This is a genomic window from Rhizobium pisi (genome assembly GCF_003938655.1).
Classification (GTDB): domain Bacteria; phylum Pseudomonadota; class Alphaproteobacteria; order Rhizobiales; family Rhizobiaceae; genus Rhizobium; species Rhizobium pisi.
Window position 1 is genome coordinate 158,419 of the sequence record NZ_RJJT01000006.1, and the last position, 18,199, is coordinate 176,617.

Annotated in this window: 22 protein-coding genes and 1 tRNA gene; 9 read left to right on the forward strand and 14 right to left on the reverse strand. The window is 60.3% G+C overall.

The genetic code is table 11. The annotated features are described in order from the left end of the window. The first annotated feature begins 31 nt into the window (after positions 1-31). Positions 32-208, forward strand: a complete 177-nt coding sequence (locus EFD55_RS33100; protein ID WP_165504808.1) for a DUF4262 domain-containing protein — start codon at positions 32-34, stop codon at positions 206-208. A gap of 7 nt (positions 209-215) precedes the next feature. Further along, a complete protein-coding gene (locus tag EFD55_RS10340; protein WP_125844909.1) occupies positions 216-590 on the forward strand; it encodes a VOC family protein in 375 nt (124 codons plus the stop codon). A 55-nt stretch (positions 591-645) separates the two neighbouring features. On the opposite strand, the gene EFD55_RS10345 is transcribed toward EFD55_RS10340, so the two are convergent. After that, positions 646-1,155 (reverse strand): GNAT family N-acetyltransferase, encoded by a 510-nt coding sequence (locus tag EFD55_RS10345; protein WP_125844911.1) that lies wholly within the window; start codon positions 1,153-1,155, stop codon positions 646-648. Positions 1,156-1,467: 312 nt separating this feature from the next. Here EFD55_RS10345 and EFD55_RS10350 point away from each other — a divergent pair, with 312 nt between their 5' ends. Continuing rightward, positions 1,468-1,725 carry a YjhX family toxin gene (locus tag EFD55_RS10350; protein WP_125844913.1) on the forward strand — a complete coding sequence of 86 codons (258 nt, stop codon included), beginning with the start codon at positions 1,468-1,470 and terminating at the stop codon, positions 1,723-1,725. Between the two features lie 54 nt (positions 1,726-1,779). On the opposite strand, the gene EFD55_RS10355 is transcribed toward EFD55_RS10350, so the two are convergent. From EFD55_RS10355 to EFD55_RS10375, 6 genes are all read right to left on the reverse strand, one after another. Beyond that, positions 1,780-2,055 (reverse strand): hypothetical protein, encoded by a 276-nt coding sequence (locus EFD55_RS10355; RefSeq protein ID WP_125844915.1) that lies wholly within the window; start codon positions 2,053-2,055, stop codon positions 1,780-1,782. Positions 2,056-2,076: 21 nt separating this feature from the next. Then, positions 2,077-2,412, reverse strand: coding sequence for a GNAT family N-acetyltransferase (locus tag EFD55_RS10360; RefSeq protein WP_376774091.1), 336 nt, complete (start codon positions 2,410-2,412; stop codon positions 2,077-2,079). Positions 2,413-2,450: 38 nt separating this feature from the next. After that, positions 2,451-2,573 (reverse strand): hypothetical protein, encoded by a 123-nt coding sequence (locus EFD55_RS34310; protein ID WP_376774092.1) that lies wholly within the window; start codon positions 2,571-2,573, stop codon positions 2,451-2,453. After that, on the reverse strand, positions 2,567-4,048 hold the full coding sequence (gatA, locus tag EFD55_RS10365; RefSeq protein ID WP_125844916.1) for an Asp-tRNA(Asn)/Glu-tRNA(Gln) amidotransferase subunit GatA: 1,482 nt from the start codon (positions 4,046-4,048) through the stop codon (positions 2,567-2,569). The genes EFD55_RS34310 and gatA overlap by 7 nt, the downstream gene beginning before the upstream one ends. Positions 4,049-4,106: 58 nt before the next feature. After that, entirely contained in the window at positions 4,107-4,394 is a 288-nt protein-coding gene (gene gatC, locus EFD55_RS10370; RefSeq protein ID WP_009992749.1) for an Asp-tRNA(Asn)/Glu-tRNA(Gln) amidotransferase subunit GatC, read from the reverse strand. Between the two features lie 68 nt (positions 4,395-4,462). Continuing rightward, on the reverse strand, positions 4,463-5,167 hold the full coding sequence (locus EFD55_RS10375; protein WP_125844918.1) for a metal-dependent hydrolase: 705 nt from the start codon (positions 5,165-5,167) through the stop codon (positions 4,463-4,465). Between the two features lie 117 nt (positions 5,168-5,284). On the opposite strand from EFD55_RS10375, the gene ruvX reads away from it, so the two are divergent. Then, positions 5,285-5,779, forward strand: a complete 495-nt coding sequence (gene ruvX / locus EFD55_RS10380) for a Holliday junction resolvase RuvX (RefSeq protein WP_125844920.1) — start codon at positions 5,285-5,287, stop codon at positions 5,777-5,779. Here ruvX and EFD55_RS10385 read toward each other — a convergent pair. Next, positions 5,716-6,048 carry a DUF6105 family protein gene (locus EFD55_RS10385; RefSeq protein ID WP_125844922.1) on the reverse strand — a complete coding sequence of 111 codons (333 nt, stop codon included), beginning with the start codon at positions 6,046-6,048 and terminating at the stop codon, positions 5,716-5,718. The two genes, ruvX and EFD55_RS10385, sit on opposite strands and share 64 nt — an antisense overlap. A gap of 294 nt (positions 6,049-6,342) precedes the next feature. Next, on the reverse strand, positions 6,343-7,002 hold the full coding sequence (locus EFD55_RS10390; protein WP_125844924.1) for a TetR/AcrR family transcriptional regulator: 660 nt from the start codon (positions 7,000-7,002) through the stop codon (positions 6,343-6,345). A gap of 249 nt (positions 7,003-7,251) precedes the next feature. Between EFD55_RS10390 and map the strand changes: the two genes are divergently transcribed. The 5 genes from map to EFD55_RS10415 all read left to right on the forward strand — a co-directional run bounded on the left by map (position 7,252) and on the right by EFD55_RS10415 (position 13,223). Continuing rightward, on the forward strand, positions 7,252-8,088 hold the full coding sequence (map, locus tag EFD55_RS10395) for a type I methionyl aminopeptidase (RefSeq protein ID WP_125844926.1): 837 nt from the start codon (positions 7,252-7,254) through the stop codon (positions 8,086-8,088). Positions 8,089-8,095: 7 nt separating this feature from the next. Continuing rightward, entirely contained in the window at positions 8,096-8,914 is an 819-nt protein-coding gene (gene radC / locus EFD55_RS10400; protein ID WP_125844928.1) for a RadC family protein, read from the forward strand. 118 nt (positions 8,915-9,032) lie between these two features. Next, positions 9,033-10,439, forward strand: a complete 1,407-nt coding sequence (gene sthA / locus EFD55_RS10405; protein ID WP_125844929.1) for a Si-specific NAD(P)(+) transhydrogenase — start codon at positions 9,033-9,035, stop codon at positions 10,437-10,439. Positions 10,440-10,493: 54 nt separating this feature from the next. Beyond that, positions 10,494-11,303, forward strand: coding sequence for an endonuclease/exonuclease/phosphatase family protein (locus EFD55_RS10410; RefSeq protein WP_183736687.1), 810 nt, complete (start codon positions 10,494-10,496; stop codon positions 11,301-11,303). A 150-nt stretch (positions 11,304-11,453) separates the two neighbouring features. Continuing rightward, positions 11,454-13,223, forward strand: coding sequence for a B12-binding domain-containing radical SAM protein (locus EFD55_RS10415; RefSeq protein ID WP_125844931.1), 1,770 nt, complete (start codon positions 11,454-11,456; stop codon positions 13,221-13,223). A 101-nt stretch (positions 13,224-13,324) separates the two neighbouring features. Here the strand turns inward: EFD55_RS10415 and EFD55_RS10420 are convergent, their stop codons facing one another. The 5 genes from EFD55_RS10420 to EFD55_RS10440 form a co-directional block, all read right to left on the reverse strand. Further along, a complete protein-coding gene (locus EFD55_RS10420; protein WP_125844934.1) occupies positions 13,325-13,744 on the reverse strand; it encodes a nuclear transport factor 2 family protein in 420 nt (139 codons plus the stop codon). 170 nt (positions 13,745-13,914) lie between these two features. Then, entirely contained in the window at positions 13,915-15,399 is a 1,485-nt protein-coding gene (tig, locus tag EFD55_RS10425; protein WP_125844936.1) for a trigger factor, read from the reverse strand. Positions 15,400-15,601: 202 nt separating this feature from the next. Continuing rightward, positions 15,602-15,686, reverse strand: a tRNA-Leu gene (locus EFD55_RS10430). A 152-nt stretch (positions 15,687-15,838) separates the two neighbouring features. Then, the gene (locus EFD55_RS10435; protein WP_125844939.1) at positions 15,839-16,429 is read right to left on the reverse strand and encodes a GDYXXLXY domain-containing protein; all 591 of its coding nucleotides are present in this window, start codon (positions 16,427-16,429) and stop codon (positions 15,839-15,841) included. Next, entirely contained in the window at positions 16,426-17,532 is a 1,107-nt protein-coding gene (locus EFD55_RS10440; RefSeq protein WP_125844941.1) for a DUF2157 domain-containing protein, read from the reverse strand. Before EFD55_RS10440 ends, EFD55_RS10435 begins: the two co-directional genes overlap by 4 nt. Positions 17,533-18,199 lie beyond the last annotated feature (667 nt).

The window sequence follows — 18,199 nt, forward strand, 5'->3', positions numbered from 1 at the left end:
GATTTGGGACCCTCACCCCATGGAGGCACTATTGAAGGATTATTTGCCTTATCTGGTCGGGACGCTGGCGGGATTGCTGGTCGCGTTCACCATTTCTGGCCTGTTGGCACTGCAGGGAACACCAGAGCTCATCCTTTTCGCACTGCTGCCGGCCGTCGGCGGCGCGATCGTTGAGCGCGTTTCCCAGCGTAGGTCCGACAAGCTTTAGAAGCGCCATGGGAAAGCTGAAAGAAATCGTCGTCGATTGCGACATTCCCTCGCGCGTCGCCCGCTTCTGGGCGGCTGCGCTCGACGGCTACAAGATAATGCCTTATGACGATGTTGAGCTGGCCCGCCTTGCCGCGATGGGACTGACACCTGAAACGGATCCGACCGTGATGGTCGACGGTCCCGGAATACGCCTTTGCTTCCACCTTCGCCAAGGCGAGCGTCCTGCCCGCAACCGGGTTCATCTCGATATCGCCGCTCCGGACCGTCAGAAGGAAGTGGAACGGCTCCTATCCCTTGGTGCAACGTTCATGCGCGAGACGGATGCCTACACCGTATTGAATGATCCTGAAGGCAACAACTTTTGCGTGACGTCCGCATAGTACGCCGTAGACCCGCGCTTCGCGGCGTTTGCTGCACGACAGGATTTTAAGAGCGTCAGAATTCCTGCCCGTACCCACCCTGACCGTCGGAAACAAGCTGCTTCCTCAGCCCGACGGAGGGCACGTCGCGGTCAAGTTTCGGATTGTAGGCAACCGAGAGCCAGTGGATGCTGTAGCCGTGCTTCCGGAAGAAGCCGATTGCTTCGCTGTTGCCCGAATGGGTCTGCATCGCCGCCTTTTCAAAGCCCTGCTCGGCAATGTCCTTTTCTATGCGCTCGAGCAGGGCCGAACCGAGCCCCTGGCGAGTGAAGGCGGGATCGATCCAGAAATCCGAGATGGTTTCGTCCAATCCCTCGCGCGCCGCCCAGCCTGCGACCTGGCCGTTCTGCTCGGCGACGGTAATGGTCAGCCAGTCGTTTTCCACGAAATTGCGAAAGGCGTTGCGCGCCGCGTCGATCATCGCGTCCGATTCGCCGATCGCCGCCATCGCTTTCTGCCAGGCCCTCAGCCCGATCTCGCTCAGCAGTTCCGCTTCCCCATCGCGGGCATTGCGAATGTGGATCAAAGACACCTCCGCGTTACCCCTCAACTAGACCATTGAGTCGCGGGTTTTACCAGTACCTGCCATGGAGTGATGGGTCCGAAACTACAATTTTGGACTGGTTTTGATCTGAGCACACGCTCTTGACCGGCTTTTCCCGGCTGAATAAGAAACCTTATCGAGGTGTTTTATGTTGAGCCTGCCTGAGACCCGGTAAAGGCCCTGCCAGCAAGTTCGCTTGCGCGCATGGGCCCGAAAAAAACGAAGCCCTGACGTTCGAATGAGCGCCAGATCGTTTTTGTGCGCCCTGCCGGGCGCGACACCGGATCTCAACACATGGACATCTCACGCACGGAGCAGCGCATCCTGCATCTCATGGCCCAAGGCGGCCGCATCGAAATTACCCGCGACGACAACAGGAAAATCGAGGCCGTCAGTTGCTTCACCCGCGACGGCTGGCTCTATCCCGGCGTCGACTTCGATCTCTTCCGAAAGCTGAAACGGCTGAGGGCGATCAAGTCCTCAGGCGGCCAGCCCTACCGGATCACCGAAAGAGGACTGAGGCTGGTCAGGTCGCAGCTGGACAACAGGTAATTCAGGCAACCACCCTGACCGCTCGTCGAACCGGCGCGCGGTCAGGGCGAAGTCTCAAGCCTTTGCAGAGAACTCCGCCCGCATTGCCGACCACTCGTCGGCCATTGCGCCGGTACCGCGCGCCTTGCCGGCGCGACGATACCAATAGTCGGCATTCCAGTCATCGCGCTCGATGCGGTGGCAAAGGGCATGGCCCCAATCGAACGGCTGTTCGCCTTCGTGGCGCTGACAGATTTCGTGGACCGCCTGCCACTCCGCGCCCATGGTGAAATCGGCGGCGGCAAGGCGATCGAATGCCTCGATCAATTTCGCAAGATCCTGTTTCGGCATAAGATCTCCTTCTGGTTTCAGCTATCGATCCGTCAAACGCTTTTCAAGATGCACCTTTTCGAGCGGGACGCCCATGCTCTTGGAAAATTCGATGCCGTGCCAGACGATGGTGAAGCCGCAGCGTTCGTAGAGGCGGATGGCGCCGCCGTTTCTGGCGTGCGTGTCGAGCCGCGCTGTTACCAGCCCCTCGTTCCTCATCGCCTCGCACAGATGGAGCAGAAGCGCCTTGCCGAAACCCTTGCCTTGATGGTCGGGATGCACCCACAAGTCGGAGAGGTAGTTCCTCGCAGTCTGGCGCGCAGCCCAGCCGACAACCTGCCCGTTCAGTTCGGCAATGACGATTTCATCCTTCGTCACACCGGCAAAGGTCTCGAAATCTTGCCTGACGCGGGCAATTACACCGGATCGCGATAGCTATCCTCATAGGGATCGTTCGCTGCCCAGGCGGCAAAACCGACGGTGCCGACCGCCTGTTGGTCGGCTACCGCTATCGGGCGAATGACGAGCCCGCTTACCACCACTTCGCCGGCGTAAACCTGCCGGCGGCCTGTTCGATGACATGGGCAGTCTTGAACAGCGTTTCTTCGTCGAAAGGTTTGCCGATCAGCTGCAGGCCCAGCGGCAGGCCCTTCTGGTCGAGGCCGGCGGGCACGGCGATGCCCGGCAGGCCCGCCATATTGACCGTCACCGTGAAGATGTCATTCAGGTACATTTTCACCGGATCGGCGGCGAGGTTCTCATCGGCGATGCCGAAGGCGGACGACGGCGTTGCCGGCGTCAGGATCGCGTCGACGCCAGCGTCGAAGGCGAGTTCGAAATCGCGCTTGATCAGCGTGCGGACCTTCTGGGCACGGATGTAATAGGCATCGTAGTAGCCGGCCGAAAGCACATAGGTGCCGATCATGATGCGGCGCTTGACTTCCTTGCCGAAGCCGGCCGCGCGCGTCTTCTCGTACATGTCGACGATATCCTTGCCGTCGACGCGCAAGCCGTAGCGCACGCCGTCGTAACGCGCGAGGTTCGAGGATGCCTCAGCCGGAGCGACGATGTAATAGGCCGGAAGGGCATATTTGGTGTGCGGCAGCGAGATATCGACGATTTCGGCGCCGGCATCCTTCAGCCAGGCGATGCCCTGGCGCCAGAGGGTCTCGATTTCCTCGGGCATGCCATCGACGCGGTATTCATTCGGAATGCCGATCTTCATGCCCTTCAGCGACTGGCCGAGGACGGCCTCGTAATCCGGCACGGGCAGATCGACCGAAGTCGTATCCTTGGCATCAACGCTTGCCATCGACTTCAAAAGGATTGCAGCATCGCGCACATCACGGGCGATCGGGCCTGCCTGATCGAGCGAAGAGGCGAAGGCGACGGTGCCCCAGCGCGAGCAGCGGCCGTAGGTCGGCTTGATGCCGACTGTGCCAGTGAAGGCAGCAGGCTGGCGGATCGAGCCGCCAGTATCTGTCGCGGTGGCACCGGCGCAGAGATGCGCGGCAACGGCCGCAGCCGAGCCACCGGATGAGCCGCCCGGGACAAGCTGCTGGTTGGAGCCGCCGGCACGCCAGGGATTGATCACCGGGCCGTAATAGGAGGTCTCGTTGGATGAGCCCATGGCGAACTCGTCCATATTAAGCTTGCCAAGCATGACGGCGCCGTCATCCCAGAGGTTCTGCGTCACGGTCGACTCATAACGCGGCTCGAAGCCATCGAGAATGTGACTGCAGGCCTGGGTGTGCACACCGACAGTGGCAAAGAGATCCTTGATGCCGAGCGGAATGCCTTCCAAGTCGCCCGCCTTGCCGGCGGCGATGCGCTCGTCGGAATTCTTCGCCATGACGCGGGCGAGATCCGGCGTGACCTTGATGTAAGCGTTCAGCCGGTCATTGGCCGCATCGATCGCCGAGATATAGGCTTCGGTCAGTTCGGTCGCGGTGATTTCCTTGCCGCGCAGCTTCCGGCGGGCTTCGGCAATGGTCAGGCTGGTGAGTTCGCTCATGATATTTTCGCTTCAGATCTGGAAATGGCAACAGGGGTCGGAAAGAGGCTTCGCAGCCTTATTCGACGACTTTCGGCACCAGGAAGAAATTGTGGTCGGTGACGGGCGCATTGGCGACGATATCGGCCGCCTTGTTGCCGTCGGTCACCTCATCGGTCCGCTTTTTCATCGCCATCGGGGTGACCGACGTCATCGCCTCGACGCCGTCGACATTGACTTCGGAGAGCTGCTCGACGAAGCCGAGGATGCCGTTCAGCTCGCCGACCATGCGATTTGCCTCATCCTCGGAGACGGCAATACGGGCGAGTTTGGCAACGCGCTTCACGGTGGCGAGATCGACGGACATGGCATTCTCCGGATGGGATTTTTCCTACCGCTATAAAGGCCATGTCCGCCTGACGCAACGGGGTTTCGTCAGATCGACAGGCTCTCGGAAGGCTTGAGCGCCTTCACCTGCGTCTTCGATCCCTCCATGCCGGCAACGAATTTATCGGCCGTCTGTTCGATGATCGGGAAGGTGCCGTAGTGGCAGGGGATGGCGGTCTTGAAGCCGAAATAGCGCTGGCAGGCAAGGGCTGCCACCGCGCCGCCCATGGTGAAGCGGTCGCCGATCGGCACGAAGCCGATATCGGGCTGATGTAACTCGTTGATCAGCGCCATGTCGGAGAAGATATCGGTGTCGCCCATGGCGAAGATCGAGGCCTCGTCGTCGAAATGCAGCATCAGGCCGTTGGCATTACCGAGCGCATGCGAGACGCCGTCCTCGGTGATCTGCGCGGAGGAGTGCAGCGCATTGGTGAAGGTCGCCGAGAAACCGCCGAGCGCGATCGTGCCACCGGTATTGCCCATCTCGATCTTGTCGACGCCCTTGGAGCCGAGCCACGCGGCGAGATCGGCATTGGCAAGAACGACGGCCCCGGTCTCCTTGGCGAGCGCCACGGTATCTCCGACATGGTCGCCATGGCCATGTGTCAGCAGGATATGGGTGATGCCCGAGGAAACGTCCTTGATATCCTGGCCGGAAAAGGAGGCGTTGTAGGTGAGGAACGGATCGAGCAGGATCTTCGCCTTTGATGTCTCGATGCGGAAGGCGGAATGGCCAAGCCAGGTGATCTTCATGAAATCTCTCCTTTATTACGTGATGCAAAAACCGGTTTCGATGTTAAGGACATATCTTATGCGGCCGCAAAGGAAAGCGGCGGCGACTTCAATTTCTCTTGACGGGATGAAACGATAATGACGGTGCTGACGATCGAGGAAATGGCTGAGACGCTTGCCCCGGGACAGGCAATCGCAGGCCTTGATCTCGGCACCAAGACGATCGGGCTTTCCATGTCCGATCTCGGGCGGCGTTTCGCCACGCCGCGTCCGGTGATCCGCCGGGTCAAATTCACTCTCGACGCGCAGGCGCTGCTGGATTTTGCCGCAGCTGAAAAGATCGCGGGCTTCGTTATCGGCCTGCCCATGAACATGGACGGATCGGCGGGTCCGCGCGTGCAAGCGACGCGCGCATTCGTGCGCAACATGGAACAAAAGACGGCGCTGCCCTTCGTCTATTGGGACGAGCGGCTTTCAACGGTTGCGGCGGAACGGGCATTGCTGGAAATGGATGTCTCGCGCGCAAAGCGGGCCGAACGGATCGATTCGGCCGCGGCAAGCTTCATCCTTCAGGGCGCGCTCGACAGGCTTTCCCTACTGGCAAGATCTGATGCAGATGAATTCGGCGCCTGACGCGCCTTCCACCAAGCAATGATCGACTTGCGCTTTCTGAAGCCCAGGATTGCGAAGACGACGAGGCTGTCAACGGCGATCGCGCGGGCAACGAGCGGCGGGATGGTTTCCGGCGGAAGGCCGAGCGCCTTGCCATAAACCGCGAAGGTCAGATCATGGACCTGCCGCGTCAGCATGAAGATGCCGAAGTTCATGTCGTAGTAGGAAAGCCAGTACCATCCACCCAGAAAGATGATGGGGCCGGCCCAGAAGATCAGAAACCACCTCATGCGGCCTCTCCTCCATGCTTGTGCGCGACGGGCAGATCGAGTGAGACCAACCAGGTCGACAATGCCATGATACAGAGCACCAACGTTGGAACTGCAATGTCCAGCGCCAGGACTGCAAAGAACATCATCGCCATCACGAGAAACACAGCTCTAGCGATTTTGGCTCCCATGGACGTCAACTCGGGACTCTACTCGTATCATCTCTGCTGACCGCCACACTGTCGGGTTAACCGGCGACGCGCAACGTAAACCATTCATTAAGGTTAACATGGCCGCCGCCCCTGTGGATGAGTGTCAGCCGTAGACGCCGCGAACGATGCGCTTCAGCGCTAGTGCCGCCTTCTCCCAGTCCTTCGGCGTCTTCAACGACAGGCCTGCGCACTGCCCGCCGGCCGCGCCTGCAAGCACGAGATGCTGGATCGCAGCAATGACGATGGCGTTGACGGCCGCTGCATCCACGCCTTTCGGCGGCGCCAGCGAACCGCGCATGCGCTCCAGCCAGAGCGCGAGCGCCTTCGAGCGCGCTTCGGAGAGCCGCCTCACCTGCTCGGTGTTATCAGATATCTCCCAGGCGAGGATGCGGCGCATCAGCGGATCGTTTTTCAAGGCGTCGAGGAGAAGAAGCGCCAGGCGCTCCATCAGATCGCCATAAGTGAGCAGGAACATGCCGCCGGCATCTTCCGGGATGCGATCCCTCACCCATGTGCCGAGATCGGTGCCGATCGCCTCGACCAGCCCATCGAGGCCGCCATAGTAACGATAGATCAGCTGCTTGTCACAACCGGCGCGGCGGGCGACCGCATTGATGCCGAAGTTCTGGAAGCCCTCCTGGGCCAGCAGGCTCTTGGCAGCGGCGAGGATGGCGCGCTCGGTGGCGCCGCGATCGCGCACGCGCCGTTCCGGCTCGGCGCCGGCCTCCGGCGAATTTTCAAGTTTTACCGCTTCAATCAACATGACCGACCCTTCCCCGCTGTCACCAATCGGTGAGTAGCCGGGAGACCCCGTCCAATCAATCCTATCCCCTTGGGAAGATTGTGGATATTCAAGTCCGGTCAATGATTTGGCATCGGATGGAGGCGGGAAGCTGCACGGCCTGACGGATCGGATCCGTTCAGAAATGTCGCGCTGGCGGTTGATCGCGATGGACGAACCCGGCATAGCTGCATTATGAACAAATCTAACAATCTCCGCTAAGGCCCTGCAATGGTGAACTATATCGAAGCCTCTTCCGCGCCCCCAAAGAATACGGGCGCCATCCGGCTTTACGACGCGCAAGCATACGAGGGCATGCGCAGGGCATGCCAGTTGACCGCGCGTTGCCTCGACGCGCTTGCCGATATCGTCAAGCCGGGGCTGGTGACGGATGACATCGACCGGTTCGTCTTCGATTTCGGCATGGATCACGGCGCCTATCCGGCGACGCTGAACTATCGCGGCTATACCAAATCGACCTGCACCTCGATCAACCACGTCGTCTGCCATGGCATTCCGAACGACAAGCCGCTGCGCGAAGGCGATATCGTCAATATCGACGTGACGTTCGTGCTCGATGGCTGGCATGGCGATTCCAGTCGGATGTATCCTGTCGGCACCGTCAAGCGCGCCGCCGAGCGGCTGCTCGAAGTCACCTATGAATCGCTGATGCGCGGCATTGCCGCCGTCAGGCCGGGCGCCCGCACGGGCGCGATCGGCGAGGCGATCCAGACTTATGCCGAGGCCGAGCGCTGTTCCGTGGTGCGCGATTTCTGCGGCCACGGCGTCGGCCGGCTGTTCCACGATTCGCCGAATATCCTGCACTATGGCCGCGCCAACGAAGGGCCGGAGCTGCGCGAAGGCATGATCTTCACCATCGAGCCGATGATCAATCTCGGCCGCCCGCATGTGAAGGTGCTCGCCGACGGCTGGACGGCAGTCACCCGCGACCGCTCGCTTTCGGCGCAGTACGAACATACCGTCGGCGTCACCTCCGACGGCTGCGAGATCTTCACGCTGTCGCCTGGCGGGCTCGACCGCCCCGGCCTGCCGCCGTTCAACGGGTGACGATCCGATGGCGAAGGGGCCCGTTTCGAAATCTTCCGATGACGAACTGCCTTTCGAGGAGCCTGTTGCCGCTGACGAACGCTCGTTCTTCGGGCGGCCGGGAAAACCGTCCGCGCCGAATGCGAGGGCTACCCTGCCCGCCTCGCTTGCAGCCCAGGAGCATTACCACGGCCATCGCGAGCGCTTGCGAGACCGCTTCCGCGAGCACGGCGATACGGCGCTTGCCGATTACGAAATCCTTGAACTCTTGCTTTTCCGCCTGATCCCGCGGCGCGACACCAAGCCGATCGCCAAGGCGCTGATCGAACGGTTCGGCTCGCTCGCCGGCGTTTTCGGCGCGCCTGCGGCATTGCTGACGGAGGTGAAAGGTGTCGGCGAGGCCGTGGCGCTCGACTTGAAGCTGATTTCGACTGTCGCCCACCGGACCCTGAAAAGCGAACTCAGGAGCAAGCAGGTCCTATCCTCGTGGTCTTCAGTCATCCAGTATTGCCATGCCGCCATGGCGCACGAGACCCGCGAACAGTTCCGCATCCTCTTTCTCGACAAGCGCAACGTGCTGATCGCCGACGAGGTGCAGGGCCGAGGCACGGTCGACCACACCCCGGTCTATCCGCGCGAAGTGGTGAAACGGGCGCTGGAGCTTTCGGCAACGGCGATGATCCTCGTCCACAACCATCCCTCCGGCGATCCGACGCCATCGCGCGCTGATATCGAGATGACCAAGGTGATCATCGACGCCGCCAAGGCACTCGATATTACCGTCCACGACCACGTCATCATCGGCAAGGATGGCCATGTCAGCCTGAAGGGGCTGAAGCTGATCTGAAAAGCACAGGTCCGGCCGAATCGGCGGCCGTAAAACAATCTGTAACATTGACCGGCTACCGATAGACGGGCGACATTTTTGCGTCGCAAATGATTCCTTTCCAATCCGGGGCTTGATGATGCTTCAGTACGATCTTGTTGTGGTGGGCAGCGGTCCCGCAGGGCGCCGGGGCGCGATCCAGGCTGCAAAACTCGGCAAGAAAGTGCTTGTCATCGAGCAGGGCAAACGCGTCGGCGGCGTGTCCGTGCACACCGGCACCATCCCTTCCAAAACGCTGCGCGAGACCGCGCTCAATCTTTCCGGCTGGCGTGAACGCGGCTTCTACGGCCGGTCTTACCGCGTCAAGGAAGAGATCAGCGCAGATGACCTGCGGCGTCGCCTGCTGATTACGCTCAACCACGAGGTCGAGGTGCTGGAGCACCAGTTCGCCCGCAATCGCGTGCAGCATATTCGCGGCAAGGCGAGCTTCGTCGATGCGTCGACGCTGCAGGTGATCAAGGATGACGGCGAGACCACGCAGGTCACCGCCGCCAGCGTGCTGCTTGCCGTCGGCACCAAGCCGTTCCGGCCGGATTACATGCCCTTCGACGGCAAGACCGTTCTCGACAGCGACGAACTGCTCGACATCCAGGACCTGCCGCGCTCGATGGTCGTTATCGGCGCCGGCGTCATCGGCATCGAATATGCGACGATCTTCAGCGCGCTCGACACAGCCGTCACCGTCATCGACCCGAAGGCGACGATGCTCGACTTTATCGACAAGGAAATCATCGAAGATTTCACCTACCAGCTACGCGACCGCAACATGAAGCTACTGCTCGGCCAGAAGGCCGACAAGGTGGAGACACTCGACAACGGCAAGGTCGAGCTGACGCTCGACAGCGGCCGGCGCCTGACGACCGACATGGTGCTTTTTGCCGCCGGCCGCATGGGGGCGACCGACGCGCTGAACCTTTCGGCCATCGGCCTCGAAGCCGACAGCCGCGGCCGTCTCAAGGTTAATCCGGAAACCTTCCAGACATCGGTTGCCAACGTCTACGCCGCCGGTGACGTTGTCGGTTTTCCAAGTCTTGCCTCGACCTCGATGGAACAGGGCCGCATCGCCGCCCGTGTCGCGATCGGCGCGGTCGCCAAGGAGCCGCCGAAATATTTCCCCTACGGCATCTACGCCGTGCCGGAGATTTCGACCTGCGGCCTGACCGAAGAGGAAATGAAGGAGCGCGGCATTCCCTATGAATGCGGCATCGCCCGTTTCCGCGAAACCTCGCGCGGTCATATCATGGGTCTCGACACCGGGCTTTTGAAACTGATCTTCTCGCTGAAGACGCGCCGCCTGCTCGGCGTGCATATCGTCGGCGAAGGTGCTACCGAACTCGTCCATATCGGCCAGGCGGTGCTCAATCTCAAAGGCACGGTTGAATATTTCGTCGAGAATACCTTCAACTATCCGACCCTTGCCGAAGCCTACAAGATCGCCGGCCTCGACGCCTGGAACCGGATGGGCGACATCAAGTCGGAACTCTAGGCGCATCGCATAGACGCCGGAGTATGGTTTGATCCGGCCGCCAAACGGAGCCGAATGACATTGCGGATCATTTCACTGAATGCATGGGGCGGCAGGCTGCATGAAGCCCTGATCAACTATGTCAGGCACGCCAATCCGGATGTGCTGTGTCTGCAGGAGGTGCTGCGTACACCCGGCGCATCTCCAGGATGGGCGGTCTATCGCGACGCGGGATTGGAACTGCCGCAGCGCACCAATCTCTTCGAGGAAATCAGCGCCGCCATGCCCGGCCACGACGGCTTCTTCTGCCCGACATCGAGAGGCGAACTTTTCGACGGCGATATCGTCACTGCCGCCGAATTCGGGCTGGCGACCTTCGTGCGCAAAACGCATTCCGTTATCGCCCAGGGGTTGGACTTCGTGCACGGAAGTTTTTCCGCCGATGGCTGGGGCGAGCATCCGCGGCCGCGAAATGCGCACTGCATCCGGCTCTTCAGCCGCGACAATGCTTCCACCGTGACCATCGCCCATATGCACGGCCTGCGCGATCCCGCGGGCAAAGGCGACACGGCGGCGCGCGAAGAACAGGCCGAAGCGCTGGTCAAGCTTATTAAGCGCGTCTGGCCCGGCGACGAAGGGCTCGTCGTCTGCGGCGATTTCAACGTGCTGCCTGACAGCGCAACGTTCAAGGTTCTCGCCAGACTCGGGCTTTCCGATCTCGTCACCGGCAACGGCCTTGTAGATACACGTACCTCCTACTATCTGAAGCAGGGCCGATATGCCGACTACATGCTTGTGACACCGGGAGTGAACATTGCCGAATTCAAGGTGGTCGAGGCGCCGGAGGTCTCAGACCACCGCGCATTGATGCTCGATATCATGTAGTATATTGATGGTTGAGAACCTGTTCAGTGTGTCGCGCCGCTTTTATGCCTTAGTTTGAAGCCGATAGTTCGCATCCTGCGCCGTGCCTGATATGTGCCTTCAACGCCATTTTGTCTCCGGGCAAAAGCTTCTAAAGAAAGATAGATACTCTTGTCCCATTTCCCGGAAGCCGCGCGCAGACGTTTTCAGCTCATCCTGATTAAGCCGTCGCACTATGACGATGACGGATACGTCATCCGCTGGTGGCGGGCGATGATTCCTTCCAACTCGCTTGCGGCTCTCTACGGCATCGCCGCTGAATGCGCCGAGCGCAAAGTGCTCGGACCCGACACCGAGATCGATATCACCGTCATCGACGAGACCAACACGCGGATCGATTTCGCCGAGCTGCTGACGCAGTTCAAGCGTCACGACAATTTCGGCATGATCGCGCTGGTCGGCGTCCAGTCGAACCAATATCCGCGCGCGCTCGATATCGCCCGGCCGTTCCGCGATGCCGGCCTGCCTGTCTCGATGGGCGGCTTCCATGTTTCCGGCTGCCTGTCGATGCTGGACGGCAAGGCGGTCGGGCTCGACGCCTGCCGCGACATGGGCATCTCGATGTTTGCCGGCGAAGCCGAGGGGCGGCTGGATATGGTGTTGCGCGATGCAGCCGCCGGCGAGCTGAAGCCGCTCTACAATTTCATGAACGACCTACCAGGCATCGGCGGCACGCCGGTTCCCTTCCTGCCGAGGGACAATATCCAGCGCACTCTCGGGCTCAGCACCAGCTTCGATGCCGGACGCGGCTGCCCCTACCAGTGCTCGTTCTGCACCATCATTAACGTCCAGGGGCGCAAGTCGCGCTTCCGCTCGGCCGACGACGTCGAAAAGCTCGTGCGGATGAACTGGGCACAGGGCATCCATAAATTCTTCATCACCGACGACAATTTCGCCCGCAACAAGGATTGGGAAGCGATATTCGACCGGCTGATCGAGCTCAAGGAGCGGGACGGCATACCGCTCGGCCTGATGATCCAGGTCGACACACTCTGCCACAAGATCCCGAATTTCATCGAGAAATCCAAGCGCGCCGGCGTCACCCGCGTCTTCATCGGTCTCGAAAACGTCAATCCCGATAATCTGACCGCCGCCAAGAAGAACCAGAACAAGATTACCGAATATCGCAAGATGCTGCTCGCTTGGAAGGCGCAGGGCATCATGACGCTGGCCGGCTATATCCTGGGCTTCCCCGCTGATACGCCAGAATCGATCCGCCGTGACATTAAGATCATCCAGGAAGAATTGCCGCTCGACGTCATCGAATTCTTCATCCTGACGCCGCTGCCCGGCTCCGAAGACCATCAGGTTCTCTGGAAGAAGGGCGTCGAGATGGATGCTGATCTCAATATCTACGACGTCGAGCATGTCTGCACCGCGCATCCGAAGATGAGCAAGCAGGAATGGGAAGACATCTATCACGAGGCATGGTCGCTCTATTATTCGCCGGAGCACATGAAGACGCTGCTGCGCCGCGCCGTGGCGACCGGGGTTCCGCTGGTAAGGCTCGCCAAGGTTCTCGTCTCCTTCGCCACCACCGTGCCGCTGGAAAACGTGCATCCGCTACAAAGCGGCCTGCTGCGTCTAAAGACGCCGTCCGAACGGCGCCCGGAGCTGCCGCGCGAAAATCCGCTGGTGTTCTGGCCGCGCTTCGTCTGGGAAACCTTCAGCAAGCATGTCTCGCTCGCCGGCACGATCATCAGCCTGGCAGTCTCGGCATTCCTGATCGCAAGGGACGCCAAGTCGAAGACCTATATGGATCAGGCTTTGACGCCGGTGGCCGATGACGAGGAGGAAACGCTTCACCTCTTCACCCAGACGGCCGGCGGCGCCGCAGCAGTCAGCCATGTCAGGAAAGTCGCGCAACTGACAGGGCATTGATTGTAACGGCGGCCGACGCCCTGTCGGCCGAAAACATGGGCGGCATCAAACTTAAATCAAGTTGATGTCGCGCTTTGAAGCGCTTCGACCTGGATGCCCGTTTAAGCGATTTGGATTATCTGGCTCGTCTCAGCCACCTGCAGCGTGTCGACGAACTCGACGATCTTGACCAGTTTGCCATCCTGGAAATGGATCTTGTCGACGAACTCCGTTTGGAAGCTCACGCCCGATGGGATGTGCCTCACCTCGCCTTCGCGGTGGGCAAAGACCATTTGCTCGTCCTCGTCCACATAGATGGCTGTCCTGATCTTCGATAGGTCCCATACTGTGATAAGCTGCGTTATCGCCTGCCGAAACGCATGCCCGCTTGATTCAGTTGAAAAGGGCGCCAGCCGGATATTGCCGACCATGCGAAAGGTGCAACCCTCGCCGAGCAGCGCCAGCGTGCCCTCGACATCGCCGCGGTCACGCACAGCATACATTTCCTCCACGAGCTTCTTCATGTCGTGCTTTGCAGTCATGTTCAGGTCCTCCCACCGTCAGCGAAATCTGCAGTGAATTATACTTTATTGCAACTCTTTGTTGCTGCAGCTCTATCGTAGAAGACGTTCGGGAATGAACTGCCCCGGATCATAGAAAAAGGCCCCGCACGATTGTGCGAGGCCCTCCAAACTTCAGAACTGAAAAGCGATTATTCAGCGCTTTCGTCAGCCGCCTTCTTCTTCGGAGCAGCCTTCTTCTTCGGTGCGGCTTCTTCGCCTTCACCGGCCTCAGCTGCTTCGGCCTTGGCGGCAGCCTTCTTCTTCGGAGCGGCCTTCTTGGTCTCGGCCTTGGCTTCGCCTTCTTCCTCGGCGAGCAGTTCTTCCTTCGTTACCTTCTTGTCGGTGACGTCGATCTCGGTCAGCAGGTGATCGATGACCTTCTCTTCGAAGATCGGTGCGCGGATCGAAGCTGCGGCGCCCGGCTGGCTGCGGAAGAATTCGAGGATCTGCTTTTCCTGGCCCGGATACTGGCGCAGCTGATCGTAGATGGCGCGCTGCATTTCGTCTTCGCTGACTTCGACACCGGCCTTTTCGCCGATTTCGGAGAGAACGAGGCCGAGGCGGACGCGACGCTCGGCGAGCGCCTTGTATTCGTCACGCGCCTTCTCTTCGGTCGTGTCTTCGTCTTCAAAGGTCTTGCCGGACTGGGCGAGATCGTTGTTCACCTGGCTCCAGATGCCGTTATATTCGGCGTCGACCAGCGAAGCCGGGGTCTCGAACTTGTACATCTCGTCAAGCTGATCGAGGATCTGGCGCTTCAGCTTCTGGCGGGTCAGCGAGCCGTACTGCGATTCGATCTGGCCGCGGACGATCTCCTTCAGGCGATCGGCCGATTCGATGCCGAGCTTGGAGGCGAGTTCGTCATTGATCTCGACAGCGCCGGGGGCTGCGACATCCTTGACAGTGATGTCGAAGGTCGCTTCCTTGCCTGCGAGGTTCTTGGCCGGATAGTCGGCCGGAAAGGTTACGGTGATGGTCTTCTCTTCGCCGGCCTTGACGCCGACGAGCTGATCTTCGAAGCCCGGGATGAAGCGGCCGGAACCGATCACCAGTTCGGCACCCTGGTCGGTGCCGCCTTCGAAGGCTTCGCCGTCGACCTTGCCGACATAATCCATGGTGATGCGGTCGCCATTTGCGGCCTTGCCGGTCTTGGTCTCGTAGGAGCGCGCGCTTTCGGCGACCTTCAGGACCTGCTCGTTGACTTCGTCATCCGAGATGTCGATGACTTCGCGCGTGACCTTGAGGCCCTTGACGGACTTCAGCTCGATCGGCGGCAGAACTTCGTAGGAGAGCGTGAATTCGAAATCCTGCTGGGCAGCGAGGATCTTGTCGGCTTCGTCCTTGTCCTCAGTCATGGCGATTTCGGGCTGGGTGGCCGACTTCTCGCCGCGGCTGGACAGGATAGCGGCCGGCTGCTCGCGGACGATCTCGTTGACGAGGTCGGCCATGATCGACTTGCCGTAAACCTTCTTAAGGTGAGCAGCGGGTACCTTGCCAGGACGGAAGCCGTTGATGCGGACCTTGTCCTTCACATCGGCAAGACGCTCATTCATCTTGTCTTCCATGTCCTTGGCCGGGATAACGACCTTGATTTCGCGCTTCAGCCCTTCAGCGAGCGTTTCGATAACCTGCATGTCTTCCTACCTTCATGTCGTGGCGGCCGTGCCCAGACGCCGTTCGTTTCTATGAGCACGACGCCGGCAGCGTGCCGCGCGTGGCTTTTCCCAATTCCTGCATCATTCCACCCAAAGGGGAACGGCACTCGCTTCCGGGTATCTGGCCAACCTTACGGTCGTCCGGGACGACTAACTTCTTAGTCTCCCCCTGCAAACAGCCTGGTGCGGGTAGAGAGACTTGAACTCCCACGCCTTGCGGCACCAGAACCTAAATCTGGCGTGTCTACCAATTTCACCATACCCGCGTTCACAAAACCGCATGCTTATGCCTGCGCATGAGGCCTTCCGGAGCGCGCGTCTCTATATCACCCGATTTGGTCGAGGCAAAGGAAAAATGAACGGTAAATGACAGGGGATTTGCGGCCGCAAAGCCGCCCTCCCCCAAAGGGTTCAAGGATCAATAAAGCGGTTCCTCGTAAATCGGCTTGCCGTCAACGAGAAGGCTGCGGATCTGCGCACCTCCCGCCGGCGAGACGCGCACGGCGATCGCGACATTGTCGTCGTTGCGGGCCTCCTCGATCGGCTTGCCCTCACCTTCGGGAACGTAATAGCGCTCGATGCCGTATTCGACGCGGATGCTGTCGCCCGCGGCAAGCCCGGCACTATAAAATGGCAGGCTGCGCAGGATCACCGTCTCCGGCTGCGGCGGCAGCGCGTTGAAGGACGATTCGGTCACTACCCAGAAACCATCCTGCTGCTTCTTCAGCCGGACCCAGAGGGTTCGCTCGCCGGGTTCGGCCGGAATGCCGCCGGAAATGGTCTGCATCGGCACCGAGGAAATGTCGTAATTCAAGACGACATAATCGCCGCGCAGGAAATCGCGCGGATCGACGGGAGCCGTTTTCAGCAGCACCTCGGCGCCATCGCTCAAAATCGACGCCCGGCTCTGGATAATCGTGCCGAGGATCACGGTCTGCAGGCCGGCCACGATGATTGCCGAGATCAGATACCCCCTGCCGGACTGCAGCCTTGTCATGAACGAGCTCATGCGCGCCTCTCCTGTGCACCTGCGGAAAAGCGCCGCTCGAGCCGGATGACGATCCAGGCGACCAGCGCGACCCCAAGACCGGAAAAGAGAAAGAGACCTGACGTGCCGAGGATCGAGCCGACGGTGACGGAGGCGAGATAGAGCATCTCGGCGGCAAAGGTCGCATAGGCGAGATAGCGCACCGCTCCATTGTCCCTGCCATGGAGCGCGATCGCCAGCACGGATGCGGCGAGCGTCACCACACCGAGCACCGCCAGCTGCCGCCATTCGTCTTCAATCTTGATATGCAGCAATAGGAAACCGATCGCGGCGACAAGAAAGCTATAGAAGGCGGGGGCCGCACCGGCGCTCCTGACCAGGAAGGCAATCCGCGGGACCGGCAGCGCCGTTAGAACCAAGGCCGCCATGCCGCCGACCACGAAAGCGAGCGCCACCGCGCTCTCTTCATAAAGAGTGTAAAGCCAGGCGAGCCAGCCAACCAGCAGCAGATAGGCCAGATGGCGAGCGCGCTCGGCGCCGGTATACCGCACCAGCGCGATGACGATCGCCGCCATGACGGGCGCCATCCAGGGATCGAGTGCAATCCAATGCGTATCGTTATTCTGCAGATAAACGGCGAAAGACGCCCAGGAGAGGAAGCCGGCGACGACGACGACTGCACCCGAGCGGAACAGGATCGCCGAAATCGTCGCGATCGCGAACCAGAGATACATTACCGTCTGCTCGTCGCCTGAGAGATGATACATCTGGCCGACCAGCGAGATGGCGCCGCCGAAGCTCACCGCTCCGATGACCAGCAAGCCGCTCGCCGCGACTGCCGCCCCACGGGCAAGCATGAGGGCGGCGCCGATGTGAACCGCCCAGATCAGGAGAAGGATGGCGCCGACGCGCACGAGACGCGGGATGGCCTCCCAGTTGGAGGCGACGACCAGAAGGATGGCGGCCGCAAGCAGCACTGCCGCCAGCGCCACCAGCACCCTGCCGAGGCTGAAGCTTGCCGGGCGGCTGTCATATTCGGCGAGAAGTGCGCCTGCCGTATCCTCGCCAAGCAGTCCCTTGCCCACCCAGAGGGAGAGATCCCGCTCCAACCTGCCGCGATACATGCTCCACCCCTTGATTTGCGCGGCGCTCTTTAAGGCGCTGCAGCTCACGCCGTTATAAACGCAAGCATGGCGGTTCGGAAACGCCCTTGCGACAAATATACAAGATCCTCATTGGTCTAAATTGGGTCAGCCGTTAACCGTCCGCTTACGTTGGAAGTGCCAATATAAGCGCATACTCGGGAAGCCATGCGTATTTCGCATAGCCCTCATGAATTTATTGCACTGCAAAATACCCATTAGTCATACTATTTAGCAGATATCGAAGCGCGGGGATGGCGCCCCGGCCGGCTCTGCCGATGCCCACGGACACTTTGTCCGCGAAGAGATTCGTAGCTGCGCACTCCTCCTCCCAAGCGCGCTGCGATAGACTGGCAGCAACTCCTCCTCCCAGTTGCCAGTCACTATAACACGCCCGCCGGATCCTCCCCCGGCGGGCGTTTTATTTAATCAATCCGTAATTAACGCATTGGCAATCCGGAGTTTTCGCCATCCAGCAGCCAAGCTGCCGCATTGTCGTCATGTCATTTAACCAAGCCGGGCGATCGAACGGGTAGCTTCCACCAAGGGCTGGGCACGCAGAATCGCTGGAAACCCCAATGTTTCGAGCGGCTATAGCCATCCAGCGCCTCGAACATGGTTACTTTTTCGAGAATCATTCTGCCTATTC